The following is a 26,640-nucleotide window of genomic DNA, read 5'->3' on the forward strand; positions in this document are numbered from 1 at the left end:
CTCCTAGACTGCTATTCCTAAAATGGATGCATTATCTACGCAGAAATATTCAAATGCATCACAGGTATGGTCATCTTCTTTGATTACGACCGGGTTATCCGTATCGGCAGTACCTTCTTTGTACCGGTAGTGCTTATGTTCTTCATAGAAAATCTTGTTGCTTTCTGTATCGAGATAATAAAAACGACCTTGCGCAAATAAATTTGTCGCAAAGTCAATCATGGTTTGTTTATCTTTCTTAGCGACTGGATTCCAGCGTATTTGATAATCGAGATAATACTGATTTCTAAGAGCCGCCTCAGCGCTATCAATCGTTCTATTAATAACTTGAGCATTCTTCCACCGATCATCTTCAAGTGTCTTAGAAATGAACTTATGCACCTCTGTGGAAAGCTGGGAAGGTGCAAGCTTCACGCTTTTTCCGGCAGGTGAATAATAGTAAGTGTCTAGCAATACGACTTTTTGTTTTGCCGTCAATCCTAAACAAAGAACTGTTGTTGCTGACTGAGCATGACCACCGTCAAGGGAATAAAAAATAGCGGTGACATAGTCATCGCTAGGCAAATCTACTATTCTTCTGAATGTTTCAACGTTGTACACATTATCCTGGAACCCAACCGGCAACCCTTCATATAGATACAAGTAATAGTCATAATCATTTTCTTTGATCCGGTTGATCTCATCTATCATTTGCTGCGTAACAAAGCCTAACTCATCATCTTTATAGCTTGATGAATGAATCAAGTAATCTTTATGTCCTTCTAATTCCTTCGTCCACTCATTAATCCAGTGATATGGATTTCTTGGAGGGTTGTATGAATAGAAGAACTGAACTTGCTTGGCATCTACAGGCTTCTGCCGCATAAACGTAGCCTTCATTTGGTCAAATTCTTCTGCACTGTTAAACTCTGCAGCTTCTTCGACCCAAACAGCGATGATGCTTCCGATGTCGTTAGATTTCAGCTTTTGAAAATCATCTTGGCCATAAAAATAAAATGTAGATCCTGTTTTCCTATGTTTGATTTTAAATGGAGAAACAGTACAGCTGAACTGACCTAGGAGAAAGAATTTTCCAAGCGCCCATTGGATTTTTAAGAATACTGAATCACGTATCGTATTAGCCACCTTACGAATGATTACAACATTTGCTTTTCTTCCGGTCATAATGTATCCAACCATCATAAAAACAAGCTTAAGCGCAATGACAGACGATTTGAAACTATTCCGCCCACCTCGTAAGATATTGTATGGTTTCTTACTGATCCAAACTGATTTAAAATGAGGGTTTACTTCTTTTTGAATGTCGATTCTATTCATTAGAATCACCCCAAACATCGATAATAACAATATCACCACCGCTGCTGTTCGAATCATCATTAGTAGTTGATTTGAGTTTGGCAGTTTGGGCATCCATCATACTACTGCGCTTATCGTTCATCGTTAGATCAGCAAGCTGCTTAACTGCACGCTGCAATTGTGCGCTCACTCGTGTTAAGGCATCTTCAATGGCCAAGATATCTTCAATTTTCCTGAATAATTTTTCTTTTCTCTCCGTCAAGACTAATTCTGGAATATCAACCTGAATTTTTCTTCCAAATTTTTTTGATTCGACAAGCGTTTTACGCCCTCGTAGCTCTAGAAGCTGTTCAGTTTCTTTCTCTGTTAGTCCGGATTGCACATCAGCAATACGCTTCATCATTCTTCGCTGTCTTATTTTTAACAGTCGAACCTCTTCAGACATAACAAAAAAAGGATCATCATTCAAATTCGAATAAAGATCCTTCTCTTCTTCAGTTAGATAGTCCGCAAATATGGTTTCATACTCACCTGTTTTCAATGCGTTTTTATTGCCTGATGGTGGAGATGCCTGTTTGTTCCCTTTGTTCCCTTTGGCATTTTGATTTCCTGGCGGCGCACCTCCTCGATTGGTAACGTTACTTTTGTCATTGGTAACATTACCTTTCAATTCGGCGGCCCATTTATCCTGTGATTTCCACTTTCGGATTTGGGAATCGGAAACGCCAAGTTCATCAGCGATATCCTTCAAAAGCTTTTCGCCATTAGATCTCAGCCAAATTTCTCTTGCTTGATCCCTTCTCGGATCCCGTTGCCTAGCCATTCAATACACACCACCTCGCGATCACTAATTAGTTGAGTTTTGTTTTCTTACTCACCATTTTTCGCTTTATCCCATTCAATTTTTAAATACAAACTTATGATGATGGAGAACTGATCTATAGCTTTGTGATACCCTTTGAGTTTCTCATCTGCTTTATTACGAGCATTTTCGTTATTATCAAGTTTCTCTTCAATTTCGTAATAATTACTTTCATATCCTTCTTTTGGAAAATAATCATAACTTGTAGCTCTTTCCCCATTATCAAATTCAACTTCTTCTTCAGGAACATATTTAGTAATTTCATTTTGATCAGATAAGAAATTACTGTACGCTTTTAACAATTCCCGCTTGTTCTCTATAGTGACTCTATAACTATCGTTTCTGAAATTATCGACTAATACATCAACACAACTTATCAAATACTTATTTTTTCCTTTGTTATCATCGTTCTTTTCGATAATACTTTTAGCTTTTTCACTAAACGTAATACCTTCATCTCCAAAAGATACGTCATTAGAAATATCTTCAGTGTCATTATAACTAAAGTACAGTTTTAACAACTCTGAAGCTTCTTCTATTTTTAACCATTGTTCATTGTAGTCAATTTCTTTTTTTTGTAAAGATAATAAGAGAGATATTAAATCTGAAGACTTATGACGCACTTCATTGATCCATTCTATTCTTGCTTTTGCTTTTAAATTTGCGTCTATTTGTTGTTTTGCTATTTTCCTTTGTGTGTATATATTCATAATTACACCTGCAAACACAAGGCCAGTAGAGATAACTGAAACAGTAGCTGAAATAGCTGACCATACAATCTCTCCATTTGAATCATAAAAAATATCTGGTAACATTTTATTACCTCCGTTAGTTTTAATTTAATTATCTACTAACTATCAATATCTTTCAACATAAGATCAGCTTCAATCAATACTTTCAAATCACTTACAGAATTGAGCTTAATTTCCCCAGATTGAAGGTTGGACAGCCATTTTCCAAGAGCAACTCGAATAATTCGTTTATACTCATCAACCGTTTCAGCTCTCTCCTCTGCCTTTTTTAGTTCATACTCAAAATCAAAATCTTCTATTCCCATTGTGCAAGCACCCCGCATTAGATATAATGCTAAAAGATACAGAGGGTATCGAAAGACCACGCGTGGGCATTCTCTGTATCTTCGGGGAGCGATCCTCGTGGAAAGGGTCGGTGTTAGCGCACCGGCCTCTTTTTTATTAGTAAGCTCCTTTCAAATGACTTCGTTGCAAGTTCCCAAAAAGGAGCTTTATAACCTAATTTGTTAGTACTGCTTTTTGTCCAGTAAATTTTTCCCAACGATCAATAATCACATCGACATATTTAGGATCAAGTTCCATAAGGCATGCACTTCGTTCATTTTGCTCACAGGCCAGTAATGTGGTCCCTGATCCCCCAAATAAGTCAAGAATCAGATCACCAACTTTAGAGCTGTTCTTTATTTGATAGTCAAATAGCTTGATTGGCTTCATCGTTGGATGTTCCTTGTTAGCTATCGGTCTATCAAAATCTAAAACTGTCGTTTGTTTCCTATCTGAATACCAAGAGTGCGATCCATTTGATGCCCAACCATATAAACAAGGTTCGTGCTTCCAGTGATAGTCTTGCCGACTCATTACCAGAGAATTTTTATTCCAGATTAGCTCTTGCTTTACAAAAAATCCTGACTTTGTCAAAGAGGTATGAAAAATAACAACCTCAGATGATGCATACCATACATAAAATGAAGCCCCATTCTTAAGATTTTCGATGGCAGCAGTAAAAGCGGAAAATAAAAATTTACCAAAGTCAGTATCTTCTTTGTTATCATTTTTAATTTTCATTGATTCCTTGCCTTTACCTTCATAATTCACATTGTAAGGAGGATCTGTGATCAATAAGTCTGCTTTTTGATTCCCTAGCAGTTCCTTCACTTGGGCAATGTCTGTGCTATCGCCACACATTAAACGGTGCCTTCCCAATCGATAAATATCACCCAATTTCGACTTCGGTTCTTCTGGTAGTTCAATTTCATAGTCATCTTCATCAGCTTCTCGATCAATATCGAGTGTTAATTCATAGTTCTTAATTAAGGAATCAATTTCAGGCTCATCAAAACCACTGAAGTTCAGATTATCTTGATCTAAATCTTGTAGTAGTATTGCTAATTTATCCTCATCCCATTGCCCTGAAATTTTATTAAGAGCTAGGTTGAGAGCTTTTTCTTTTTCAATAGGTAAGTCGACGATTGATACTTCTATCTCTTCAAATAGATTTAAATCTCGAGCTACAGCGACACGTTGATGACCTCCTACTAGATTTCCGGTCTGGATGTTAAAGATTGGTGGATCAACAAATCCAAACTCCAGAATGGAATTTTTCAGTTTTTCGTATTCATCCATTCCTGGTACCAAATCGACCCTAGGATTATAATCAGCAGCCTTTAAATCTGATAATTTCATTAGTTTAATTTCCATATTTTGTACCCTTTCTCCATAAAAAAACAGCCCCGAAAGGCTGTTAAGTAGGAAGTATCAAAGATCATGTGAGTAATCCAATCGACAACTCCCAAAGTCACTGGCAAGGATTTGCACCCTGCAAGAGCTACTGACCACATTTAAGGCTATCCCTTCGCTCTCTTCTATACAGCAACATAAAAAGACGGCTAGCGAATGAAGAAAAGGAGTGAATTCAACTCCATTCTATAATAGATTTTTTTTCGCCGTCTTAGTTTAAATACAGGGCGCTGAAAATGAAATTCAGAAAGGAGGTCTGCCAACACATCATAAAGGAGTGCGCCCTGTTATTTACAATAGTTGATACTACAATAATACTACGCAAAATCATGTAAAAACCGCAGTATTTCCACATAAAAACCACATCGATTCAGCAATATTCTATTAATTTTCCTTTTCGATAGGCTTCAGCGAATTCAATCAAGGCGGTTGCTTTGTAATCTTCGATTGTCCTAACCGAATAACCCATTTGCTGAGCAATTCCAACATTTGAGTATCGATCAACAGTGCAATACGAGTAATACAAAACTTGGCGGCTATCTATTCCCAACGCCAAAAGAGCTACTACAATAGCATCCCTTTCTGCCTCTGCATCCATCATCTGAATGATCGCATCTTCTGATTTGTTGCCGTTACTTGGTGTTTTAGGCATATCAGTGATGATCGGTGAGCGGACATCAATCTTAGATCGACCAGCAATCCGCTCCAACCGACGATAATTTCTCAAAATGCTTTTTGCATTCTGCCTAGTCCTACGAAAATCTATCTCTCTTAATAGCTTCATTGCTCAATCGCCCCTTTATTTGGTATAATGAAATTACCTTGGCGGGTACAAAATCATTATTTTGTAGGGCATTGGGCGGCTGCTTAATGCTTTTTTATTTACCTTCTCTTTCGTCCATCTTCTTTCCTACAACGACTGCAACGATTATCAAAAAAACGAATACAGTGAATCCTAACACTGCAAAAGTCATAATCATCCTCCTGCCTCCGCTGCATCACGAACCAGCGGATCATTGATAATAATCTTGTACTTCATCTGCTCATGCTGCAGCTGTTCTTCAAGTTGATCTATTTGCTTTGATTGCGACCAAATTACGTACGTTGATCCCCAACAAGCAATTGCAAGCATTGCTAACAAGATATAAATCACACGTTTACTTTTCATCTGTTTCCCCCTCTAATTCAGCAATTGTATAGGATAGCCAGCTCAAACCAGCGATCGTCAGGAGTATTATGATGATTGAATGGCTAGTTTTCATTGGCTTGCACCAATTCTATTTCTGTCCCAGCTTGCTTTATAACAATATAGTCTCCGATAAGATTTAAATTGTGATCAACGATAATTTCGTAGCATTTATTCATCGAAAAATACTGGGCTAATCTCGATTCAGGATGAAATTTATCCGCATTTTTTAATTCAGACATATGCGCGATCTCGTATTCTTCGCTATACCAAACCACTTGCCAAAAAATCCCTTTGGTTAATTTTCTTCCAACAACTATGCAATATTTTTCTTCAGTATCTAAGCGAAAAACTTCTGTTTCGATCGGCTTATCTGGGATATAACCCTCAAAATAAATATTGTTGCCTGCTAAAGTCATCTTCAGTGCCGTACCGTCATGTTCTCCGTTTATAAAAACATCGTATGCGGTTTTCATCTTATCCCTCCTGTTCATTAAGGTTATTGCTAGGTTTAAATATAAACATTTGCTAAAATTAGTTTGTCAGGCGGAAAACTGACTGTTCACTGTTGAGATGGCGAGTGGTCTGCCATCTCTTTTTGTTTTCTATCGCTGACGATAGCGGAATTAATTTTCGTGTACTAAATGCTTTGTCATTTTGAATTATAATTTCATATCTTGTTCACCAAATTTTCAATTGATATGATACAATCAGAATGTAAAGGTGGTGCTCAAAGTGTGGGATTTTCTTGGCAAGTTCAATTCAATAACTGGGTTTTTTCTATTTTTTACTACTCTAGCTAATCTTTTTATTTCGTGGAAAATTAACACTAAAATACATAGCGCTGTTGATTTACAACGGTTAAAAGTTTCAAAAGACAAGGAAATAGGAACTCTTAAATCTATAATTCGAAAATTGGACGTTGACGAGAAAATTTCGAATGAAAGTAAGCTGAACATATTGAAATGTTTAACTGATATTAGAGCTACTTACCCAGATATAAAAAAACTCAACCAGAAAGATTTCTTAAAAAAAATAGAGTCAGGTAAGTTGGACTATTTAAAGACCCGCGAAAAACTTAGACGCCTAATCACAGAAATAGAAAGGCTGGTATAGTATGGACAATTCTGAAAAAGTAATAGATAAACTACTAGATATTACCGCTAGAGACAACTCTAAGTGGTGGAGCTTTGCCTCATTCCCTGAAGACAAAACTATGCCGTACTACGGTTATCAACACATCGATACTAAAGAATCTTATGGCTATAGCGTTGAAGAAGGGTTCTTTTTTCTAGCTACATTTAAAGCAATGGATTTTGAATCCGGCAAGACGATCAATGAACTCTTATTGGGTTTTAAAAAAAATACCGGTAATTACGAAACGATATCGCAAAATCAACAGAAATTATTTGAGTTAAAATCCTTGATTGAATACGAAGAAACTGTACATGATTTATCAATTTCTGATATTCTTGATAAATTTCTTAACGATGAAAACTAATATCATTTTCTTTTAGCCATTTTAAAATAGACGGATTCATTAACACGTCTATTTTTTTTACGCCTGCATATTTTTTAAACAATCGTAAATTTGTAATTAATTGGATGATTTGAAGCAGCATTGAAAATACTAGTATCAAACTTAATCCTAATTTAATCATCTTCATTCCTCGCTTTCTCCTGTTTACATTTTTTCGAAAAAAAGGCAAAGTGTTAACATTGCATGTGTTGATAGAGTGTTTTTCTGCTATTTCGTCGGATAACCGACTTGGTAAAATATAAAATATGTTACAATACCTAAAAGGAGGTATTGCTTTGGGAACTTTTTTAGCTTTTATTTGGTATATTTTTATAGGATTTATGCTTTATGGAATCATCAGATTGGCAGTTAAACACGGAATTTCAGATTCCAAAAAAAAATAATTTATGATTCTGTTGCTACTCTTTTAGGGTAGTTTTTTTATTTCCACAATTTTGGTGGCTTACTGACTATTCAACAGCTAATTTATAAACACAAAAAGTATCTTCATCTTCACTTTCTGCCTCCATCACTACCGCTTTTAGTCCATAATCAAAATATTCATGATTGACTTCTGCATCAAAACCATCACTTCGTTTAGACTTTACCCAGTCATCAAGCCACTTAGCAGCCGTTCCCTTCGATCCAGTCGCTTGAATTTTTTCAATTCCATTATCTTCTTTCACCGCTACATAGATTATTTCTTCATTCATCATTAATTCCTCCTAGTTGGTAATATCTGTCGTTACTAAATTTTCATATCTACAAACATTTATAGTATTTATTTATTTTGTTTGTTTATTATGGTATTTTATTTAAAAGGAGTGATTCTATGGCGAACAATATTGAATTTGAAGTTGAAAAAGTTTATAAAGGCAGAACCAACGAAATCTTTGTTATTACTGATCCCGAGACACAGGTACAATATATTCAAACAATTGTTATCGGTTCTGACGGAAAAGGCGTCGCAATTACACCAAGACTAGAGCCAGATGGAAGTATTCATTATAAGGATTAATTAGATCAACTTGTGTTGGTCTTTTTTCTTTCCAAGTTGGTAATTTATTCCGATTCTTAACTAACATATTTCTGATGTGACAACTTGAGCTCCTCGTCGCCGATCATCGAATACTTCAATGTTGTATCTATGCTTTCGTGGCCCAAGAAGTTCATCACCAATTCGATCGGCATTCCGTGTCGTCTGGCCATAGTAGCTGCGGTTCGTCTGAATCTGTGAGGATGAACGTTTGTTACTCCTGCTCGTTCCCCTAACCGTTTTACAAGCTTCTGAACTCCTGCTGCAGTCATTTCTTTTCCCTCAATCCGACCAAAAAACAGTGGACCAGTAATGTGCGGGACATCTTTCAAATAGTGGTTCAAAGCTATCTTTGCTTTCGCATTCAGATATAACGTTCGCTGCTTGTTACCTTTGCCAATGACTGTGATAGAATCATTTTCTTGATCGAAGTCACAAAAGTTTAGTGACACTAATTCTGAAACCCGGCATCCGGTACTAAGTAACAGCTCGATCACCAAAGCTTCTTTGGAATTTGCTGTTACCGACCGTAGTTTTTCAACTTCTAATTCGCTGAATTCCTGTTTTCTGCGTTTCGGCACTTTGATATCTTCTAGTCTAGCCCCGGGATCCCGACTAATATATTCTTCGTTACATAACCATTTGAAGAATCGAACAATACAACCTCGCTCTCTTGCGAGTGTGCCTTTAGTCACGTTGTCGATCATTTCTCTGTTTGCAATAAACAATCGAATGTCGTTAGTGGTAACATCACTGTATGGCTTTCTTACACTCCTCATGAAGAGATTGATTGTCTGCATATAAAGATTCAAGGTTCCATTTGAAAGGCCCTGGATCTTTTTTGAAACGAAGAATTGCTTGTATGCTGCAATGTCAGATGTTTCATCATAGATCACGACTTCATTCTTCTGTTCGGCGATTGAATACTTTGAGCATTCAACCGTCAAAACGTCTTGCAGCTTCTTCAACTCACTACCGTTAAGATTCTGTTCCATTTGCAGCAAGATCCTGTTTATAAATTGCTCTTGCAATGGATTCACTCCAATCCAAATGATTAAACTATCTAGCAAAAACCATATTTTTCAGCTTTACCACAGTTTGATCACCAAGAACTTTCTGCCGCCACTCGTCTTGTTCTTTGTGACAGACAATAATTCTCACATGTGCGGATTTCTCATAGATTTTCAAGCATTCCGCTCTAACAAGTCCCGAAAATCCTTCGATGGCACAGTTATAGATTTGTCCTACTTTTACTTTCGTTTTTGCTCTTCTGAACTTCGGTTGAATTTCAAAGCGACGTCCTTCCGGATGAATGACAAAAGTATCTCGTATTCTCATGTTTTCCCCTCCTAAAGTGGTTGAATTTCAATTTCTGTTCGTGGGTTCCAACTGTATACCTTGCGACTAATACTCACAGCAATCTGTCCGTCATCCTTATACAAAATGCCGTTTACTGCATCGGTTACAGCTTTAAAGTAATTGTCAACGTCTGGCTTCTTATCGCAGTACATGGTCTCATCATCAAGCAAAGTCCTGTTTTTCTTTAATTTCGAGATATAAGCCGGTGGATAGATAAAAAAGCAGACATCAACCATCACAGGTCCTTTCTCAATCAGCGGCGGCTTTGTGGCCATAGCATGATATTTAACCGCATTTTTGTATGATTTCATTGCTGTTTCCTCGTAAGGAGTCTTACGGTTCCTTGTAAACCGTGGCCTTGATTGTGGTTTAGGCGCAATAGGAATAATGAGTTTCACTCAACTTGCTCCTTTCGCTGATTCTTTTCGCTTAAATATGCGGCTAGCTTTGCATCGATTTCAGCCTGTCTCTCTGGAGAAATCTGAGGTTCTTCAACTGGATTATCTGCCCAATCAGGAAGCTTCTCTTCACGAATCGGCTTTTGATTATAGCTTTGCTTTTTAGCACCTCTTGTCCGTTGATACTCCCTTGCCTGTTCAATGGTTTTTACGTTAGCATCTGCCCATTCTTGTAGAGACGCTGTTAAAAAACTAATAGCTCGATTCTTAGGAACATCTTTACTACCAGCAAGTTTAATTGCAGCATTTACAAGTTCATCGCCATAAATGTCCACCAGATTAAGCAGATCATCGACCTGTACAACATTGGGAAAGAGCCATAACTTTTGAAAAGTTTCAAGAGACGCGCGCTCGCTCGCAGTAGCATCTTCTTTTATTTCCTTTTCTTTACTTTCCTTTTCTTTACTTTGTTGATTATTCCCCTGATTAACCGAATTATTCCGCCCATTAATCGAGATATTCGATCGATTAACTTCATTTGTCAGCAAATACTTATATTCAAGCTCAACTTTTTTGCGTTCCTTAGTGGCCAGAATGTATCTGCTTTGAATACCTTTAGAAGTTAATACGGAGTATTTATCAAAAATATCTTTATCAAAGAATTTTACTTGCACGGCTTTTTTCACCAGTTCTTCAACTGTGCCCTCCTTCGTACCAACTTCGTCAGCCACTAAGAACGCAAGGTCGTCATCCCACAAAACGTAATACCCCTCATCTCGATAAATATTAGCCAGCAGGGCGACCAGTATATGAACGGCTTCTTTACCGCATGCTTTGATAATTCTTCGAACTTTTAGATCTGATAAAAAATCGACATCAAGAGGAAAATAATCAAGACCTTTCTTAGTCGGTCTTGCCACGTCTATTCCTCCTAATCAGAGGGAGATAAACTCCCTCATTGTATTAAAACGGTAAATCATCATCACTAATGTTGACAGCTCCACCAAAGCCACCATTTGCAAAACTACGAGTGTCTTGAAAAGGATCTGTACCTGGTAAAGAAGATTGTCGATATGTTTGTTGAGTGGCATTTGAATCATGGAAATTTGTTTGATTGCTGGCTTGATTCTTAGAAAACTCTTCTTTAGTTAGAAAGTTTTTGATATCGGTTCCGATAGATTGCTTTTCCTCACCGTTTTTATCTATATAAGTACCAGTTTTTGCTTTTGCCATGATAAATACACGCTTATTTTTTAGGAAGCCTAGAGTGTTTTGGTTAAATCCATAGTCCAATGGTGCTATTGTTTGATTATTGTCCTCTATGCTTGCTAGTAGTCGATTTAAATTCGCATCCGACCAGTCAAGTCCAAATGTTAACCAATAGCTGCCTTGCTCTCCCTGTTCACCTTCCAGATCAATCTGAAACATATCCTTGCCACTTTTACTTTTCTTATTTACAACATTTGTGATCCTTGCTCGATGAACACCTTCTGAAAAATTTTTGAAAGTGTTTAAATCGCTCATATTATTTCGGTTATATTGCATTTTAAATTCCTCATTCCCTTATTTTTTATTGTTTTCAAAATTAAATAGTTCTTCAATGGGACATACAACCCTACTATCAATTCGATTCTTCGCATATACACTATCATTTCCCTCTAGAATGGCTCCACGTCCTCCAGTCTTAGGATTAATCTTGATACGTCCAACCACATCTGTTAGACCTAACAGCTGATTCAAGACTTGATCCCGAACTTGCGGAACAAACTGAGTAATTCTTGAACCGTCTTCCATCTCTAGATCTCGTGTGATTTCCCAAGCAGTAACATAGACATTTACAGGAAGACTGTAAATTTGAGTGATAATCCTTAAGAAGAAATTTGTATAGTCTCCGTAATGCTGAATCTCATTTCGAATACCATTTTTTGAGTGTTTCCCCTGTTCTACAAACCAATCAAATTGAAAAGCTGTGATATTATCGAAAACTACTGTGTCAAAATCTTTAAGCATTTCTGGAATCTCTCTTAAAACATTAGTAATTTCTTTGGTAGGATGTTTTCTATCAAATTCATATACTTCAATATTTTTTGAGTTAGCAAGAACTTTACTTGATCCATCTAAATCAATTAGGAGAACATTTCCTTCAAGATTCTTTACAGCGCTAGTCTTACCCTGCCCAGGCTTCCCATAAAGCAATACTCGCCAATTATTTGTACGGCTTATAGTACTGGCATTTTTAGTAGTTAATGCCATTTTAATTCCCTACCTTTCTATAATTGATACCGTTAAGTTTCATGAATTCGTTCATTGATGCCAAAGATTCAAAACTTCCTGTTACCTCTAAAAAAAACGTCATCATTTTAGATTCAGTAGACTCTAGATTTTTTTCAGTTAAGACTTCACCTGTTTCTATGTCAATCGTTGAATCATTAATTTGTTTTTGTTGATCACGTGCAAGCTCTGCCATTGCAGCTTGATATTGTTCTCTAGCAATTCGCTGCCGTTCTTTTTCCTCTTGGTCAAGGCGTTTTTGCTCAACTGCCTGTTTGATTTTTTCAATTACATCTGCAGTGGAAAATCCTTGATCAATAAGATTTTCCCAAGCATATGGATCCAAACCGGATAACTCAGCAAACTCTTTAACTGCTTGTTTACTAGAGAGAATTTGTTGCTTTTGTAGCTCTAAATAGCCTAACTTGTTGTGAATAGCTTCAATAGTTTTCTTAGTTGGCTCTCCTTTTTTGGTGAAAGCAGTTGTGTTATACCAGCTTTTATCAATTTCTAAGTCTTTGATATCATCATCAACTAGGTTATGGGATACCATCATTTCGGAAAGTAGCTCATAAAGCTTTTCTAACCTAATTTCCGTTTGCTTTGATTCGTAGGAATCAATGTCTTGTTTTATTCCATCAACTACCAATCCAAGCTGATTTGTGTATTTCTTTATTTTCGCTTCAAACTCATTCAGAGGCTTCTGAAATTCACTTTTTACTTTCTTGCGCTCATTATCTAGAGCATTTTTAATTCTGTTTAATTCGGTTCTAGATTGTTTTGCTTCTGATATGTTTTCATCAGAAAAAACTAGTGATCCATAAAATGCTACTTTCTCCTCAACAAATTTTTGAAGACTTTCTTCGTTCTGAATTTCGATAATAGAAGGTTTGAAATTTACTCCTACTTTCAAATCAGTGGTTAGTTCGTTTGTTGGCATTGTGTTTTCCCCTTTTCTGTTTTAAACTAGAGACAAAGATATTTTCAAAAGAATTTCTTGTGACTTGCTATTGCTTTGGTCGGCTAGCAAGTCTTTTTTCTTTGTCTTGGTAATCTTTTGAAGCTACATCATATACAAGAGTTGCGTAAGACCATAAAAAAACTAAAGCTAAACCTGCTGCAACATGAATTGCTGTAAAAGCTACTACAAAAAGTAATAGTGCTGTGACGATAAATGTATCTTTAATTGATCGTTTCATGTTTTATGCCTCCTTGTAATTGTATGTTCGATTACGTTCTTCCCATTCCTTCACTTTTTGCAGATCATATTGAAGCATCCCGCTAAGTTTTGAAAAAGGAATTGGATCTACTTTCCGATGTGTTAGCTTCGATAATGTTGGTCTTGAGATGCCTAGATAATCGGCGATTTCTTTGGCTTTTTTCCACTCAACTTCGGTAACTTCTTTTTTTCTCTCAAGCGGTACAACATTCTTCATTTGAGAAATTTTCACTTTAGATCATCCCCTCATATATCTTTTTTTAATCCAGTGAGGCATACGCTCCTTAATTGCCTCTTGAATAGTGATGTTCAGAATCTTTAGGATGGAGAAGACGATCGCCATTTCAACAATGATTTCATCAAGAAATTCGTCTGTGTAATTCCTAAGCTCCGTTTTTTCAACATCAGTTAGCATCCTGACTTGAGATTCAGCAACAATTCTCTGAACTACTTTTTTCCGTTCTTTCCTTTCGTTTGACTCTATTTCTTGAAAAATTTCTAGATCATTCGTTGATTTGACATCTGCTAGTTGACCATCCATTGATTTGAAAAATCCTAAGTATTGATAACTGATGTCTCCTGTTAATTCATCAGTTGCTTGATACCCATTTTCTTTCATGGCTTCTAGATACTCGATTGCCTTATCAATAGGGACATTGGCTCCGTTAAAATGATCGCTGATCGTTGCGTTTGGTGTTTTGGCGTCGATTGCTAATTCTTTCTGACGTTTACTCGAAAGAAATAATGCAAGCTTTAAAGATCGCCCAATTTTTGCTGTTTTCGGCACGTTATCACTCCTTATATTCGTTATTGTTATTGGCTCAAACGGTCAATAATTGCTTAAAATGTAATCAAGCAATAAGTTTCGGTGTTGAGGCGAACTGCCATTTTTCATCAATATATGAATAAATGTCCTGCGCTACATCATCAGTAGCTAAGAAACGAATAATGATTTCTTCAACACCGCCAGTGTTTGTAAACAGTTCGCCTTCAATACCGATTGAGATATTAAATTTACGTTTGATTGCCGGAACAATCATTTCGATATATTGTGTAAAAAATCCAGAATCGATATTAGCTTTAATCATTTGCGGTTTGTCTTTCATTCGGAGACCTCCGTTCTCTTTTTGTTCGCCTGCCCCTTTTGATATGATTTTCAAAAGGAGGTGACCCTTTTGGATTTAAACAATATTGCTAAAAAGAAAGCTCAAGAGATTTTGCAAACAAAAGGCATAGAAATTACTTGCCCAAGTTGCAAAGAAAAATTCATTGGTCGTTCTATGGAAGTTGAATGCCCTCACTGCCATAAAACTTTTGACGTTGAATTTAATGTGAAGTAATTTGAGCTTGTAGCCAATCATCATTTGTGGTTGGCTACTCTAACATTTCAACATCAATCACAACTTTGCCGTGCTTATCCTCTTCCCATTCAGAATCAACTAAGCCCCACGCTTTTTTGACTTCTTCTGGAATAAGTCGAGGTGTTCCGATAATGATCACTTTAGGAACTTTATCATCTACTAAATCTAACTTGACTGCTTTAACACCTTTGCCAGCTTTTAGTCCGTTAATCACGATTGGATTCGTATAGCACTTATCTGACCCGTTAGAGTTAAGCTCGATGGATTTGATATTTTCTGGTTTTAATACTTGTTGCTTTAGCAATGTGTTGGCTCCTTTCTTTTTAACTCATTTTTGTAGTTAAAAGCTGTAAAAAAAATTTTCTCTTTAGGTACCTTAAAGAAATCCTCAATTTGTTGCATTTGACTTGGCTTCGGAGTAGTACGACCAACTTCCCAAGAACTAACAGTTTTTTGGGATACTGAAAGTTTTTGAGCCAGTTTTTCTTGAGAAATACCTTTGACAGTTCTAACGTTTTTCAACTCGTTTTCCATTGTTATCACCTCTCTTTAACTACCTTATTTAGTAATCATATACTACCTTTCGTAGTAAATCAACGTTTTTTACTACATTTTATTGTAATACTCGTTTTTTTCTTTTTCTACTACATTATGTAGTATATAATCACAGTGAAGGAGGAGCTGCCCATGCTGAAAAATAGAATAAAAGCTTTAAGATCTTCAAAGAAATGGACCCAAGCTGAACTTGCTAAAAAGTTAAATGTTTCTCAGCAAACTATTGGGAGTTGGGAAGTAGGCAGAGCCGAACCTAATTCAGAAGCATTAGTTAGCCTTGCCAAACTTTTTGGTGTTACTACCGATTACTTATTAAATGGTACCGAATCTAACACAGACCCTAACCTCCTTGTTGCAACTCACGTAGATGATGACTTGACTGAAAAACAGAAAAAAGAAGTTCAAGATTTCATCAAATTTATAAAAATGAGAGATCATAACAAAGAGTAGGTGCTTGGATTTGAATGTTTCTGAAGAATTGATGGCCAAATATGATGAACTTACATACAAGTTTGAAAAAAAAATGCCGGATCATCAAAATGGTCTAATTATTGGGAAAACAATATATCTGAGGCCAGGTCAATCTGCAATTGAGCTGGCAACTACTATTTCAGAAGAGATTGCTCACTATTTAACTTCTGTGGGCGATATATCAGACTTAAATAATCCGTTTAATAGGAAGCAAGAAAGAAGAGCTCGTGATATCGGTGCCGTGATGCTAGTATCGCCTTTTGACATAATAGATTGTTTTGAGGCGGGATGTGTTTCGGTTTGGGAATGTGCTGAACATTTGCAAGTATCTGAAGTCACATTTAAGGATGCAGTAAAATGGTATGCAAGAAAATGGAACGGCATTAAAACAGAAAACAACTACACTCTCCTATTCCAACCGAATGGGACTGTAGCAGTTTTAAAATCATTTAATAATTTTTAGGAGATGTATTCATGAAAAAGTTAGCAAGTTTAGGGTTAGTTCTTTTTGCCACAGTATCTTTGGGAGCGTGTGGTAGTAACGAGAAAAAGGAGACTAGTACTGAGAGCACCACTATTGAAACAACTGTAAGTGTTCCAGAGGAAACTAAAATGGATGATGTTTATTTTGATGGGGAAACAATGAAAATTGAAAAGGCTACTGTCAAAATTATCTCTACTGAGGTTCTAACACCCGATGAATCGGTTTATCGAGATAACAATCAACTTGCATTCGTATATGAAGTTACAAATGATAGCGAAGAACCTTTGGATGGATCAATGGCTTGGATTGCTTGTATGAACGCCTATCAGGAAACAGAAAATACAGTTGGTAAATTGCAAGTAGGTACAACACCCCAAGACGAAAAATTCGCAGAATATCGTGGGGATGAATTCGATGAACTGAAGCCTGGAGGAACAAAGAAATATGTGATTGCTTATGATCTTAATGACACTACTACCCCAGTAATATTAAAAGCAACGCAAGGTGTAGCAGGAAAAGAAATAGGCGAAAAAACTTTCAATTTACAATAAAGATTAGCCTCCGGGCTTTTCTTTTTAGGCTCAAAGGAACATACGTTCGGATAAATAGTAATAAACTTCGAATACTTCATTATTCAAGTGATTATTCGATTGAAATCACTCGAATAACCGAATTTATTATGTAGAAATACGAAAGGAGAAGTCTAATGGCTTCTATTAAGAAATACTATTTGAAGAAAACAAAACAATATAGATATGAAGTTTTCGTTTCTAATGGAATTAATCCCGGAACTGGTAAACAAAACAAGATACACAAAAAAGGATTTAAGTCATTTGACGAAGCAAATAGTTATGCCAAAATAATTGAAGGAAAAATAGCATCCGACGAATTTTTCAAAGAAAATCCTCGGAATTTAACTATAGAAGAATTTCTTGAGGATTGGGTAACTAATTACAAGCAGGCTGTAAAAGAAGGAACCCGTGTGGTACACAGAGCGAATATACGAATGTATATTAAACCCTATATAGGAAAATATTCTTTAAACAAATACACACGAGCCAACCATCAAAAGTTCATTAATATGCTGTTAAATAAGAAAGGACTAGGTCGAAGTGGTCAAGGTTTGTCAATCACTACTGCCAAAAGCGTAAATGCTACCCTTAGCAATGCTTTCAAAAAAGCAATTCAATTAGGATATATAAAAGATAATCCGACTCAATTTGTTGAGTTCCCAAGAATCATTGAGAAAAAGGAATCTGTCAGATACTACGATTTGCAACAAGCAGATAGATTTCTGGATTTCGCAAAAAAGGAATCTGAGGTCTTATGGTACCCTTTCTTCCTATTAATATTCGATCAAGGATTAAGAAAATCAGAAGTAATGGGGCTACAGTGGCAAGATATTGACTTTGGAGGAAACATGATAAGCATTGAAAGAGAACGTTTGGGAGCAGTTGAAAAAGGCGAAAACGTGAATTCAATTACTACAGACGATCCGAAAACACCGGCAGGAGTCAGAAGTATGCCAATGACCAAAAGAAGTAAACAAGCCCTGCTTGCCTTTAGAAATCATATCTTAAATATTTTTGGTGCCTTCCCTTCCACTGAAGATGGCGAACAATTTATCTTCTTGCAAACCAGTAAGAGATACAGAGGGAAAATCGTCCGTGATCGATCAGTGAATGGTGCATTTAATCGGATTGCTGAAAAAGCTGAATTGCCGAAAATTAGAGTCCACGATGGCCGGCATACATTTGCAGTAAGGTCTCGTCAAGCTGGTCTATCTTTAGAAGATATAAAAGACTTTCTTGGCCATAAAGACATTTCAACAACTCAAATCTATGCCCATATTTCTCCAGAGGTCAAAAAGAGGTCCATGGAACAGTTCGAAAACTACATCGAAAGCGAAAGAAAAAAGCACTCGCAATGAGTGCTTTTACTCTGTCACTATCACCAAAACTATCACCAGTTGTGAACTAAAGCGAACATGTTTCGTTCACCACGAATTTATAAAAGTGGTAGAAATATTGATTTATAGGCGTTCGTTCAATTCTTTTGCAAGATCTTCAAAACCTGGTTTGCCAAGTAAGGCGAACATGTTTTTCTTGTACGCTTCAACCCCTGGTTGGTCAAATGGGTTCACGCCATTTAAGTAGCCAGAAATACCTACAGCGATCTCAAAGAAGTACATGGTGTAACCTAACGTGTATGCATCCATTGTAGGAATTTTTACTAACAGATTTGGGACATCCCCATCTGTATGTGCAAGTAATGTTCCTTCAAAGGCTTTCGTATTAACAAAATCAACTTCTTTTCCTTCTAAGTAGCCAAGACCATCAAGATCTGCTTCTTGTGTAGGGATCACAATTGATTTGCGTGGTTTTTCAACTTTAACAACTGTTTCAAAGATATTGCGACGGCCTTCTTGGATGTATTGCCCAAGAGAATGCAAGTCTGTCGAGAAGTTTGCACTTGAAGGATAGATCCCTTTTTGGTCTTTTCCTTCAGACTCGCCGAATAATTGTTTCCACCATTCTGAGAAGTATTGCATGCCTGGTTCGTAGTTGATCAGCAATTCGGTTACTTTGCCTTTACGATAAAGGATGTTACGCATTGCTGCATATTGATACGCTTCATTTTTTTCAAGGTCGTCACTTGCGTAAGCATCGCTAGCATCTGCTGCCCCTTGCATCAAGGCATCGATATCCGCTCCGCTGGCAGCGATTGGTAATAAACCAACAGCAGTCAATACAGAGAAACGGCCGCCGACGTCATCTGGAATCACAAAGGTTTCCCAGTTTTCAGCATCTGCTTCAACTTTTACTGCACCTTTCGCTTTATCCGTTGTTGCGTAGATCCGTTTGTTGGCTTCTTCTTTGCCGTATTTTTCAATCAAACGTTCTTTGAAAACACGAAAAGCGATCGCTGGCTCAGTAGTTGTTCCTGATTTTGAGATCACATTCACAGAGAAGTCACGGTCACCGATGATTTCGATCAAATCTGCTAAGTATGTTGAAGAAATCGAATTACCTGCAAAAAAGATTTGTGGTGCTTTGCGTTCTTCATTTGGTAGCAAGTTAAAGAAAGAGTGATTTAAGAAATCAATCGCTGCTTTCGCTCCTAAATAAGATCCGCCGATCCCGATCACGACTAATACTTCAGAATCAGATTGAATTTTTTCAGCCGCTTTTTTGATACGCGCAAATTCATCTTTGTCATAGTTTTTAGGAAGGTCGATCCAACCTAAAAAGTCGCTACCAGCACCTGTTCCTTCGCGTAATTGTTTGTCTGCTGCTGTAACTTGACTTTGCATGTAGCTCAATTCGTATTCGTTCACGAATGGTGCTACTTTCGAATAGTCAAACTTGATGTGTGACATGATTTGTCCTCCTTGAAAAAATAGTTTTTCATACACTACCTACTTTACGTTTTTTTTCAACTTTTTTCAAGTAATTCCGGATAGGTAGCCTGTTGGGTGATTTTAGACAAGTCCTTGAGCAAACATTGCTTTAGCAACTTTTTCAAAGCCTGCGACGTTCGCACCTAACATAAAATTATTTTTTTGATCGAAGGTTTCAGCAGTATCACGGCATGCTTCATAGATCGACTTCATGATATCGTCCAATTTGGCATCGACTTCAGCTTTTTCCCATTGCAGTCGTTGGGAGTTTTGACTCATTTCTAACGCAGAAACGGCCACGCCGCCAGCATTGGCTGCTTTTCCTGGGCAGTAGAAAATTCCTTCTTCAATAAAATATTCTGCTGCTTCTAATGAGCTAGGCATATTCGCGCCTTCAGAAACGACCCGGACACCATTGGCTTTTGCACGTTTGGCTTGTGAGAGATCAATCTCGTTTTGGGTCGCGCAAGGAAAGGCTAATTCCGCTGGTGTATCAAAATCCCAGACAGATGCCCCTTCATGATATTCGGCTGATGGACGTTCCTTGGCGTAAGCCGTCAACCGTTCACGCTTCACTTCTTTGATCTCTTTTAACAAGGCCAGATCAATGCCGTCTTTGTCATAGATAAAACCAGAGGAATCAGAACACGTGACAGGGATCGCACCTAATTCTTGCAATTTCTCAATTGCATAGATCGCAACATTGCCGCTTCCAGAAACGATCGCTTTTTTGCCTGCAAAGGTTTCACCTAGGTCTGTCAATAAATGCTTAACGAAATAAACGGCGCCATAACCCGTTGCTTCTGTGCGGTTTTTACTGCCCCAGAAGTCTAATGGCTTACCAGTTAAAATACCAGCATCGTATTGCTTCAATCGTTTGTAGGCACCAAACAAATAGCCGATTTCTCGGCCTCCGACACCAATGTCGCCAGCTGGAACATCTAAGTCAGGTCCGATATGTTTTGACAGCTCCGTCATAAAGCTTTGGCAAAAACGCATCACTTCGGCATCTGATTTGCCTTTTGGATCAAAATCACTTCCGCCTTTGCCGCCGCCGATCGGCAGACCTGTCAAGCTGTTTTTGAAGATTTGCTCAAACGCCAAAAACTTCAAGATACTCAAGTTTACACTTGGGTGAAAACGCAAGCCGCCTTTGTAAGGCCCCATTGCCGAGTTGAATTGAATCCGATAGCCACGGTTTACTTGCCAGTTGCCTTGATCATCTTGCCACGGGACTCTGAATTGGATAAAACGTTCTGGTTCAGTTAAGAGTGCAAGGATATTTGATTCAATATATTCTGGATGCTCCTCTAAAAAGGGAACGATCGTAGGCAAAAATTCATCAATTGCTTGAAGAAATTCCGGTTGGTGTTGGTCTTTCTCATGAATCTTCGCTTGAATTTCTTTCACGTAAGCTGAAGCTTTGGTCATAGTGCATTACCTCCTTTAAGATATTTTCTATTTTAAAGAAATTTTCTGAAATTGCACGCTTTTTTTTAGAATTGTCAGAATTTTTTATTATTCGAAAAAAATCGACCAATCCTTTCAGCACTCATAGCCGATGTGTTACAATCCCAAAGAGGTGAAAAGAATGGAAAAAACCTATGATGTCATTGTTGTTGGTGCAGGTACGAGCGGCATGATGGCTGCGATCACTGCTGCCAAACAAGGTGCGCGGGTGTTATTAATCGAAAAAAACAAAAAAATCGGCAAGAAATTATTGATGACTGGCGGCGGACGCTGCAATGTAACCAATAATCGGCCGGTAGATGATTTAGTTGCTCATATTCCAGGAAACGGCAAGTTTTTGTATAGCACGTTTTCTCAATTCAATAATTATGATGTAATGGCGTTTTTCGCAGACTTAGGTGTCGTCTTAAAAGAAGAAGACCACGGACGGATGTTCCCTGTGACGAACAAATCAAAAACGATCGTCGAAGCGTTGCTTCAAGCAATCAACGATCATCACGTCACCCTATTGACGAACACGGTCGTCACAAAGCTGATCCATGACGGCAGTCAAATTCGCGGCGTGCGAACCGAAACCGATGAGTTCTCTGCCCCTAGTGTGATTTTGACGACAGGTGGCCGTACCTATCCTTCCACGGGCGCAACGGGGGACGGCTATAAGATGGCAAAAAAAGTCGGCCATACCATTACGCCGCTTTATCCAACCGAATCGCCGCTTGTTTCAGAGGAATCCTTTATTCAAGAGCGGACGTTGCAAGGCATTTCCTTGCAAGACATCACGTTGAGTGTCTTGGATCAAAGAGGAAAGTCCATCGTCGCCCATACCATGGATCTTTTGTTTACCCACTTTGGATTATCTGGTCCAGCTGCTTTACGCTGTTCCTCCTTCGTAAATCAAGAATTGAAAAAGCAGCAACCCGTGACGGTTGTTCTGGATTGTCTGCCAGCAAAATCTCATGAAGCCTTGACCCAAGAATTGATTCAGTCTGCGGCTTCGAAGAAACAATTGCCGAATGCTTTAGCTGGCTTTTTGCCTGAGCGCTTGATGACCTTCTTTTTGCAGCAGCTAGACCTGCATGAGCTGGTTGCTGAAAAAGCCTCACCAGAACAGTTGGCGGCGCTCGCTTCCTTGATCAAAGGCTTTTCAGTCACTATCGTTCGCACGTTCCCGTTAGAAAAGTCTTTCGTGACTGGTGGCGGGGTCCATCTGAAAGAAATCAATCCAAAAACCATGGAGAGCAAGAAAATCAATGGCTTGTATTTTGCTGGTGAATTATTGGATATCAATGGGTTTACAGGTGGTTTCAACATTACAGCAGCGTTTTGTACTGGACATGTTTCGGGGAAAAACGCAGCAGAAACAGCTAGTTATTTCAGTTATTGATCGATGACCCAGGTGTTGGCAGCAATATCCTTGCCGTTGCTACCAACACCTGGGTCTCCTCTCTTTTTGCTTATTAGTTGGGTTTTTCTCAAAGTAGGCGTAGACTAAAGATAGCAAGATTGAGGGAGGTTTTATAATGAAACGAATTTCAAGAGGTAAATTTGAACGAATGCAAAAACTTTCAAATGAGGATGGTGTGATTGCCGCACTAGCGATCGACCAACGTGGTTCCATGAAAAAAATGATGAAGGCAGCAACTGGACCGGATGACTTTACGATGGAACACATTTATGAATTCAAGCAGTTGGTTTCCCAAGAATTGACCAAATATGTCAGCAGTATTTTGTTAGATGAAGAATATGGCTTCTTAGGGATCGAAGCAAAGAATCCCAATGCTGGCTTGATCCTTTCCTATGAAAAAACGGGGTATGATGTCAATACGCCGGGTCGTTTGCCAGAGATTTTACCCAATGAATCGCTGCAGCGCTTAGTGAAAAAAGGGGCAGATGCTGCGAAAGTTTTGGTTTATTATAATCCAGATGAACCGCAAGAGATTTTAGATACCAAACATGCGTTTTTAGAACGTTTAGGTACGGAGGCGCAGGCGGCCGATATTCCGTTATTTGTGGAACCAATCGTCTATGACGATGAGATCACAGATGACAAATCACCTGCTTTTGCCAAGATCAAACCGAGCAAGGTCATCCGAACCATTCAGGAATTGACGAAAGATCACTACCATATCGATATTTTGAAAGTCGAAGTACCGGTTCAGTTCGACTTGGTTGAAGGTTTCCAAAAAGAAGGCTTAGAGGCCGTCTATACGCAAGAAGAAGCCGCCAATTACTTCAAAGAAGCTAGTGACGCTGCGACGCGACCATTTATCTATTTGAGTGCGGGTGTCCCAGCGAATGTCTTTCGCGATGAATTGACCTTTGCTGGTCAACACGGTGCTAAATTCTCAGGAATCTTAGGTGGTCGAGCAACTTGGCGCGATAGTGTCGAAATTTATGGGAAACAAGGGGCCAAAGCGTTATTGGAATGGCTGGACACCCAAGGGAAAGAAAATGTTGAAGAATTAAACGCCATTCTAAAACAATATGCCACTCCATGGTTTGACTTTTATGGCGGTTTAGAAAATATTGAGGTTTTCGATATTGAAGTCATGGAATAAAATAGTACAAAAGAATCCCCGTGAACGGCATTTCAAGATGGTTCACGGGGATTTTTTATTCGTGTTCAGGTGCCAACAAATCGGCAAAGACCGCCCTAGTCAATTGTTGCAACGCTTGTGGGGCAAGCCCCATCTGCAACCCGCGCTTTCCTGCAGAAACCACGATTTCTTCCAGTGTATCTGCCTTATGATCAATATAAGTAGGAAAGAGCTTTTTCATCCCAATCGGCGAACAGCCGCCGCGAATATAGCCAGTCGTTTCTTCTAAATCTCTCAGATGCAGCATCTCTACTTTTTTGTTTCCACTGACTTTTGCTAACTTTTTCAGATCCACTTCTCTGTTTCCAGGAATCACAGCCACCAGCGGACCTGTTTTGTTGCCCACTGCCACCAGCGTTTTGTAGATGGCTTGCGGGCGTGCTAGTTGCGCAGCGACGGATTGCGCATCGAGATGGTCTTCCGACCACTCATAGGTGTATTCGTTATAAGCGATTTTCTGTTGTTCTACTTGACGGATCGCATTGGTTTTTTGTTTCTTCTTCGCCATTTTATCCCTCTTTTGTTTTGGTTTCTTTTAAGAGAAGGCCTTGGCTGGTCTTACTCATTGAGTGAAAATTCTTGTAAGTAGTTGGTCATTCGTTCGATCGGTATTTGTCCAGGTGCTGATGCCCCTTGCAACGAAGCAAAAGTAAAGACCGAACCAGTCAATGCCCCACTAACCCGGCTGATTTTCCCCAGCTCCCCCATCGACATGATCGCCAACGGCAGTTGGTTGAAGCCACGAGCTTTAGTAATGATCCCCATCAAACGTAAAACATCTTGGACTTGCTTGGGCATCATCGCTAACTTACCAACATCGGCACCAAATTGATTCATTACGCCGATCTTTAAAATCAACACAGCATCTTCTGGCGTTTTCTCAAAATCATGATTGCTCAATATCAGCTTTACCTGTGCCTTTTTGATTTCTTGAATAAAGGCTCGACCTAAAAATTCAGCTTTCTCTAATTCGACATCGATCCAATCGATCAAGCCTGAATCAGCAGCAGCTAAACACAATTCTTTGTACTGGGTCAATGTGAACGCCCGCTCGCCCCCTTCTTCCAAGGTTCGAAAAGTGAAGAGCAGCTCTTTGTGCTTTAATGTCGTGCGAATATGTGATAACGCATCTAAGACCGCTTGCTTGTCTTCGACATGTTTGTAATGATCAACACGCCATTCGACGATCTGTGCCTCTGATTCCTCAGCAGCGATGGCTTGTTTCAAGATCTCTTCATTGGTTTTCCCAATCAATGGCACACAAATCAACGGTGTTTTCCCGTCTAACGTTACTGGTTTTGATCGGCTCATCTACTTCACTCCTTTTTCATTTGATAAAAGAATACTTTCAGATAGTTCCCTTCGGAAAAATGCTTATCTACCGCAAAGTCAGCTGGTAGACGATAACTTTGAATACATTCATAAGCAACGTGTGCTTTCTCTAAGGATGCTTCGATCATTTCTTGAAACTTCCTCGGTGAAAGATTGGCCGCATTCGTTGAGGCGATCAATAAGCCATCAGGCGCTAAAATCGCCAAACTATCAGTGACTAAGTCGCCATAATTTTTCGCAACCGAGAAGACCTTTTTCTTGTTGCGGGCAAAACTCGGCGGATCTAAAACGATCACATCAAAGCGCAAGTCTTTTTTGCTGGCATAATTGAAGTAATTGAAAACATCCATGACATGGATACGCTGGGTATCTGGATCAATGCCGTTGACTGCAAATTGCTCGCGGGTCTTTTCTAGACTGCGTTTTGCCAAATCGACGCTCGTTGTTTGAGCAGCGCCACCGACAGCAGCAGCGACAGAAAACGCCCCCGTATAACTGAACATATTTAAAACCGTCTTGCCAGCTGCCAAGCCATCAACAAGTTGCCCACGAACTTCTTTTTGATCCAAAAAGATGCCCGTCATTAGTCCTTCGTTCAAATACGTCGCATACGTGACGCCATTTTCCTTCACCAGTAAGGGTTCAGGTGCCGTTTTTCCATAGACCCATGCTGATTCAGGCAGTTCAGACGTAAAGCGGATTTTTTCATAAGCCCCTTTGATTTCGGGAAAGATTTGACGAAAAGCCGCCACGATCGCTTTTTTATGTTGATAAAGGGTGGCATTGTACCAAGAAAAAACGACATACTCGCCATACAAATCTACGGTAAGTCCCCCCAATTGATCCCCCTCGCCATTAAACAGACGAAAGGCATCTGTCAGGTCATCTTGATAGTAAGCACTACGCTTGCCTTTTGCTTTCGCAAAACGTTGGGCAAAAAACGCTTGGTCGATCACTGTTTCTTCAAAGGATACGACCCATCCGATCCCTTTATTTTGTTCCCCAAGATAGCCGACACCTAAGAAATGGTTGGCCTGATCAATAAAGGTGACCCACTCCTTCGTCTCGATTGCTTGTTGAAGATCTTCTCTTTGGATCAACGGATTCTTTTTGCGAAGCTTCGCTGATCCTTGCTTCGTTAGTTTTATTTTCATGTTCATCTGCTCCATTCATTCTCCTTTTTAGTATAGCAAAAAGCGACTGTATTGTCTGTATCCTTGAAAGTAAAGAAATACTTAATTCCGCGTCATGACAAGGAATTCATTTGACACGTCTTTCACAGCCTAGTAAAATGTACTGTGATGTAAAATCGTAATTTACCGGTTATACTGGAAA

The 26,640-nt window shown here is 38.6% G+C and carries 37 protein-coding genes; 9 read left to right on the top strand and 28 right to left on the bottom strand.

Annotated elements, in window-relative coordinates:
- Nucleotides 1-3 precede the first annotated feature (3 nt).
- From IGK61_RS12325 to IGK61_RS12360, 8 genes are all read right to left on the bottom strand, one after another.
- Entirely contained in the window at nucleotides 4-1,317 is a 1,314-nt protein-coding gene (locus tag IGK61_RS12325) for a PBSX family phage terminase large subunit (protein WP_438844888.1), read from the bottom strand.
- Complete coding sequence (terS, locus tag IGK61_RS12330) at nucleotides 1,310-2,119, bottom strand: phage terminase small subunit (protein ID WP_438844889.1); 810 nt, start codon at nucleotides 2,117-2,119, stop codon at nucleotides 1,310-1,312. Before terS ends, IGK61_RS12325 begins: the two co-directional genes overlap by 8 nt.
- Nucleotides 2,120-2,166: 47 nt before the next feature.
- The gene (locus IGK61_RS12335) at nucleotides 2,167-2,973 is read right to left on the bottom strand and encodes a hypothetical protein (protein WP_438844890.1); all 807 of its coding nucleotides are present in this window, start codon (nucleotides 2,971-2,973) and stop codon (nucleotides 2,167-2,169) included.
- Nucleotides 2,974-3,008: 35 nt separating this feature from the next.
- Complete coding sequence (locus IGK61_RS12340; RefSeq protein WP_438844891.1) at nucleotides 3,009-3,215, bottom strand: hypothetical protein; 207 nt, start codon at nucleotides 3,213-3,215, stop codon at nucleotides 3,009-3,011.
- A 193-nt stretch (nucleotides 3,216-3,408) separates the two neighbouring features.
- A complete protein-coding gene (locus IGK61_RS12345) occupies nucleotides 3,409-4,608 on the bottom strand; it encodes a site-specific DNA-methyltransferase (RefSeq protein ID WP_438844892.1) in 1,200 nt (399 codons plus the stop codon).
- Nucleotides 4,609-5,017: 409 nt separating this feature from the next.
- Nucleotides 5,018-5,431 carry an ArpU family phage packaging/lysis transcriptional regulator gene (locus tag IGK61_RS12350; RefSeq protein ID WP_438844893.1) on the bottom strand — a complete coding sequence of 138 codons (414 nt, stop codon included), beginning with the start codon at nucleotides 5,429-5,431 and terminating at the stop codon, nucleotides 5,018-5,020.
- 192 nt (nucleotides 5,432-5,623) lie between these two features.
- Nucleotides 5,624-5,815, bottom strand: coding sequence for a hypothetical protein (locus IGK61_RS12355; protein WP_438844982.1), 192 nt, complete (start codon nucleotides 5,813-5,815; stop codon nucleotides 5,624-5,626).
- A gap of 83 nt (nucleotides 5,816-5,898) precedes the next feature.
- The gene (locus tag IGK61_RS12360) at nucleotides 5,899-6,309 is read right to left on the bottom strand and encodes a hypothetical protein (RefSeq protein ID WP_438844894.1); all 411 of its coding nucleotides are present in this window, start codon (nucleotides 6,307-6,309) and stop codon (nucleotides 5,899-5,901) included.
- 641 nt (nucleotides 6,310-6,950) lie between these two features.
- Between IGK61_RS12360 and IGK61_RS12365 the strand changes: the two genes are divergently transcribed.
- Nucleotides 6,951-7,334: a hypothetical protein gene (locus IGK61_RS12365; protein ID WP_434229490.1), complete on the top strand. Its 384-nt coding sequence runs from the start codon at nucleotides 6,951-6,953 to the stop codon at nucleotides 7,332-7,334.
- On the opposite strand, the gene IGK61_RS12370 is transcribed toward IGK61_RS12365, so the two are convergent.
- Both IGK61_RS12370 and IGK61_RS12375 read right to left on the bottom strand, forming a co-directional pair.
- Nucleotides 7,318-7,500 (bottom strand): hypothetical protein, encoded by a 183-nt coding sequence (locus tag IGK61_RS12370; protein ID WP_429970196.1) that lies wholly within the window; start codon nucleotides 7,498-7,500, stop codon nucleotides 7,318-7,320. The two genes, IGK61_RS12365 and IGK61_RS12370, sit on opposite strands and share 17 nt — an antisense overlap.
- Nucleotides 7,501-7,822: 322 nt before the next feature.
- Nucleotides 7,823-8,065, bottom strand: coding sequence for a hypothetical protein (locus IGK61_RS12375; RefSeq protein WP_438844895.1), 243 nt, complete (start codon nucleotides 8,063-8,065; stop codon nucleotides 7,823-7,825).
- Nucleotides 8,066-8,184: 119 nt separating this feature from the next.
- Between IGK61_RS12375 and IGK61_RS12380 the strand changes: the two genes are divergently transcribed.
- Nucleotides 8,185-8,370, top strand: a complete 186-nt coding sequence (locus IGK61_RS12380; RefSeq protein WP_003126526.1) for a DUF6440 family protein — start codon at nucleotides 8,185-8,187, stop codon at nucleotides 8,368-8,370.
- Nucleotides 8,371-8,426: 56 nt separating this feature from the next.
- Here IGK61_RS12380 and IGK61_RS12385 read toward each other — a convergent pair whose 3' ends face one another.
- The 11 genes from IGK61_RS12385 to IGK61_RS12435 form a co-directional block, all read right to left on the bottom strand.
- Entirely contained in the window at nucleotides 8,427-9,383 is a 957-nt protein-coding gene (locus tag IGK61_RS12385) for a tyrosine-type recombinase/integrase (protein ID WP_438844980.1), read from the bottom strand.
- A gap of 64 nt (nucleotides 9,384-9,447) precedes the next feature.
- Nucleotides 9,448-9,726, bottom strand: a complete 279-nt coding sequence (locus IGK61_RS12390) for a hypothetical protein (RefSeq protein WP_438844896.1) — start codon at nucleotides 9,724-9,726, stop codon at nucleotides 9,448-9,450.
- 11 nt (nucleotides 9,727-9,737) lie between these two features.
- On the bottom strand, nucleotides 9,738-10,145 hold the full coding sequence (locus IGK61_RS12395; protein WP_438844897.1) for a RusA family crossover junction endodeoxyribonuclease: 408 nt from the start codon (nucleotides 10,143-10,145) through the stop codon (nucleotides 9,738-9,740).
- Nucleotides 10,142-11,065, bottom strand: coding sequence for a Lin1244/Lin1753 domain-containing protein (locus tag IGK61_RS12400; protein WP_438844898.1), 924 nt, complete (start codon nucleotides 11,063-11,065; stop codon nucleotides 10,142-10,144). Before IGK61_RS12400 ends, IGK61_RS12395 begins: the two co-directional genes overlap by 4 nt.
- Before the next feature lie 43 nt (nucleotides 11,066-11,108).
- Nucleotides 11,109-11,690: a single-stranded DNA-binding protein gene (locus tag IGK61_RS12405; protein ID WP_438844899.1), complete on the bottom strand. Its 582-nt coding sequence runs from the start codon at nucleotides 11,688-11,690 to the stop codon at nucleotides 11,109-11,111.
- 18 nt (nucleotides 11,691-11,708) lie between these two features.
- A complete protein-coding gene (locus IGK61_RS12410) occupies nucleotides 11,709-12,398 on the bottom strand; it encodes an AAA family ATPase (RefSeq protein WP_438844900.1) in 690 nt (229 codons plus the stop codon).
- Between the two features lies 1 nt (nucleotide 12,399).
- Nucleotides 12,400-13,356 (bottom strand): DUF1351 domain-containing protein, encoded by a 957-nt coding sequence (locus IGK61_RS12415; RefSeq protein ID WP_438844901.1) that lies wholly within the window; start codon nucleotides 13,354-13,356, stop codon nucleotides 12,400-12,402.
- Between the two features lie 67 nt (nucleotides 13,357-13,423).
- A complete protein-coding gene (locus tag IGK61_RS12420) occupies nucleotides 13,424-13,615 on the bottom strand; it encodes a hypothetical protein (protein WP_438844902.1) in 192 nt (63 codons plus the stop codon).
- Nucleotides 13,616-13,618: 3 nt separating this feature from the next.
- On the bottom strand, nucleotides 13,619-13,867 hold the full coding sequence (locus IGK61_RS12425; RefSeq protein ID WP_124018984.1) for a helix-turn-helix domain-containing protein: 249 nt from the start codon (nucleotides 13,865-13,867) through the stop codon (nucleotides 13,619-13,621).
- Between the two features lie 6 nt (nucleotides 13,868-13,873).
- Nucleotides 13,874-14,422, bottom strand: a complete 549-nt coding sequence (locus tag IGK61_RS12430) for a hypothetical protein (protein ID WP_029487107.1) — start codon at nucleotides 14,420-14,422, stop codon at nucleotides 13,874-13,876.
- Nucleotides 14,423-14,486: 64 nt separating this feature from the next.
- Nucleotides 14,487-14,741, bottom strand: coding sequence for a hypothetical protein (locus IGK61_RS12435; protein ID WP_438844903.1), 255 nt, complete (start codon nucleotides 14,739-14,741; stop codon nucleotides 14,487-14,489).
- A 69-nt stretch (nucleotides 14,742-14,810) separates the two neighbouring features.
- On the opposite strand from IGK61_RS12435, the gene IGK61_RS12440 reads away from it, so the two are divergent.
- On the top strand, nucleotides 14,811-14,975 hold the full coding sequence (locus IGK61_RS12440; protein WP_156137046.1) for a hypothetical protein: 165 nt from the start codon (nucleotides 14,811-14,813) through the stop codon (nucleotides 14,973-14,975).
- A 34-nt stretch (nucleotides 14,976-15,009) separates the two neighbouring features.
- Here IGK61_RS12440 and IGK61_RS12445 read toward each other — a convergent pair whose 3' ends face one another.
- Nucleotides 15,010-15,300, bottom strand: a complete 291-nt coding sequence (locus tag IGK61_RS12445; RefSeq protein ID WP_438844904.1) for a hypothetical protein — start codon at nucleotides 15,298-15,300, stop codon at nucleotides 15,010-15,012.
- A complete protein-coding gene (locus IGK61_RS12450; protein WP_438844905.1) occupies nucleotides 15,294-15,530 on the bottom strand; it encodes a helix-turn-helix transcriptional regulator in 237 nt (78 codons plus the stop codon). Before IGK61_RS12450 ends, IGK61_RS12445 begins: the two co-directional genes overlap by 7 nt.
- Nucleotides 15,531-15,683: 153 nt before the next feature.
- Between IGK61_RS12450 and IGK61_RS12455 the strand changes: the two genes are divergently transcribed.
- The 4 genes from IGK61_RS12455 to IGK61_RS12470 all read left to right on the top strand — a co-directional run bounded on the left by IGK61_RS12455 (nucleotide 15,684) and on the right by IGK61_RS12470 (nucleotide 18,436).
- On the top strand, nucleotides 15,684-16,001 hold the full coding sequence (locus IGK61_RS12455; protein WP_123836373.1) for a helix-turn-helix domain-containing protein: 318 nt from the start codon (nucleotides 15,684-15,686) through the stop codon (nucleotides 15,999-16,001).
- Nucleotides 16,002-16,032: 31 nt separating this feature from the next.
- Complete coding sequence (locus IGK61_RS12460; protein WP_375360564.1) at nucleotides 16,033-16,485, top strand: ImmA/IrrE family metallo-endopeptidase; 453 nt, start codon at nucleotides 16,033-16,035, stop codon at nucleotides 16,483-16,485.
- A gap of 11 nt (nucleotides 16,486-16,496) precedes the next feature.
- A complete protein-coding gene (locus IGK61_RS12465) occupies nucleotides 16,497-17,057 on the top strand; it encodes a DUF5067 domain-containing protein (protein WP_438844906.1) in 561 nt (186 codons plus the stop codon).
- 155 nt (nucleotides 17,058-17,212) lie between these two features.
- Complete coding sequence (locus IGK61_RS12470) at nucleotides 17,213-18,436, top strand: tyrosine-type recombinase/integrase (protein ID WP_438844907.1); 1,224 nt, start codon at nucleotides 17,213-17,215, stop codon at nucleotides 18,434-18,436.
- A 102-nt stretch (nucleotides 18,437-18,538) separates the two neighbouring features.
- On the opposite strand, the gene IGK61_RS12475 is transcribed toward IGK61_RS12470, so the two are convergent.
- Together IGK61_RS12475 and gdhA are read right to left on the bottom strand one after the other, a co-directional pair.
- Entirely contained in the window at nucleotides 18,539-19,885 is a 1,347-nt protein-coding gene (locus tag IGK61_RS12475) for a glucose-6-phosphate isomerase (RefSeq protein ID WP_074536000.1), read from the bottom strand.
- 102 nt (nucleotides 19,886-19,987) lie between these two features.
- Nucleotides 19,988-21,337 (bottom strand): NADP-specific glutamate dehydrogenase, encoded by a 1,350-nt coding sequence (gdhA, locus tag IGK61_RS12480; RefSeq protein WP_010749697.1) that lies wholly within the window; start codon nucleotides 21,335-21,337, stop codon nucleotides 19,988-19,990.
- 160 nt (nucleotides 21,338-21,497) lie between these two features.
- Between gdhA and IGK61_RS12485 the strand changes: the two genes are divergently transcribed.
- Both IGK61_RS12485 and IGK61_RS12490 read left to right on the top strand, forming a co-directional pair.
- Entirely contained in the window at nucleotides 21,498-22,760 is a 1,263-nt protein-coding gene (locus IGK61_RS12485; RefSeq protein WP_074536002.1) for an NAD(P)/FAD-dependent oxidoreductase, read from the top strand.
- 136 nt (nucleotides 22,761-22,896) lie between these two features.
- Entirely contained in the window at nucleotides 22,897-23,934 is a 1,038-nt protein-coding gene (locus IGK61_RS12490) for a tagatose 1,6-diphosphate aldolase (RefSeq protein WP_005237193.1), read from the top strand.
- A 55-nt stretch (nucleotides 23,935-23,989) separates the two neighbouring features.
- On the opposite strand, the gene ybaK is transcribed toward IGK61_RS12490, so the two are convergent.
- From ybaK to IGK61_RS12505, 3 genes are read right to left on the bottom strand one after another with little or no spacing between them, the layout of a single operon-like run.
- On the bottom strand, nucleotides 23,990-24,481 hold the full coding sequence (gene ybaK / locus IGK61_RS12495; RefSeq protein WP_074536003.1) for a Cys-tRNA(Pro) deacylase: 492 nt from the start codon (nucleotides 24,479-24,481) through the stop codon (nucleotides 23,990-23,992).
- 50 nt (nucleotides 24,482-24,531) lie between these two features.
- Complete coding sequence (aroD, locus tag IGK61_RS12500) at nucleotides 24,532-25,284, bottom strand: type I 3-dehydroquinate dehydratase (RefSeq protein ID WP_074536005.1); 753 nt, start codon at nucleotides 25,282-25,284, stop codon at nucleotides 24,532-24,534.
- A 5-nt stretch (nucleotides 25,285-25,289) separates the two neighbouring features.
- The gene (locus IGK61_RS12505) at nucleotides 25,290-26,459 is read right to left on the bottom strand and encodes a class I SAM-dependent rRNA methyltransferase (RefSeq protein WP_060792547.1); all 1,170 of its coding nucleotides are present in this window, start codon (nucleotides 26,457-26,459) and stop codon (nucleotides 25,290-25,292) included.
- Between the last annotated feature and the right edge of the window lie 181 nt (nucleotides 26,460-26,640).

This window comes from Enterococcus sp. AZ063 (genome assembly GCF_051715045.1).
In the GTDB taxonomy this organism is placed as follows: Bacteria; Bacillota; Bacilli; order Lactobacillales; family Enterococcaceae; genus Enterococcus_D; species Enterococcus_D casseliflavus.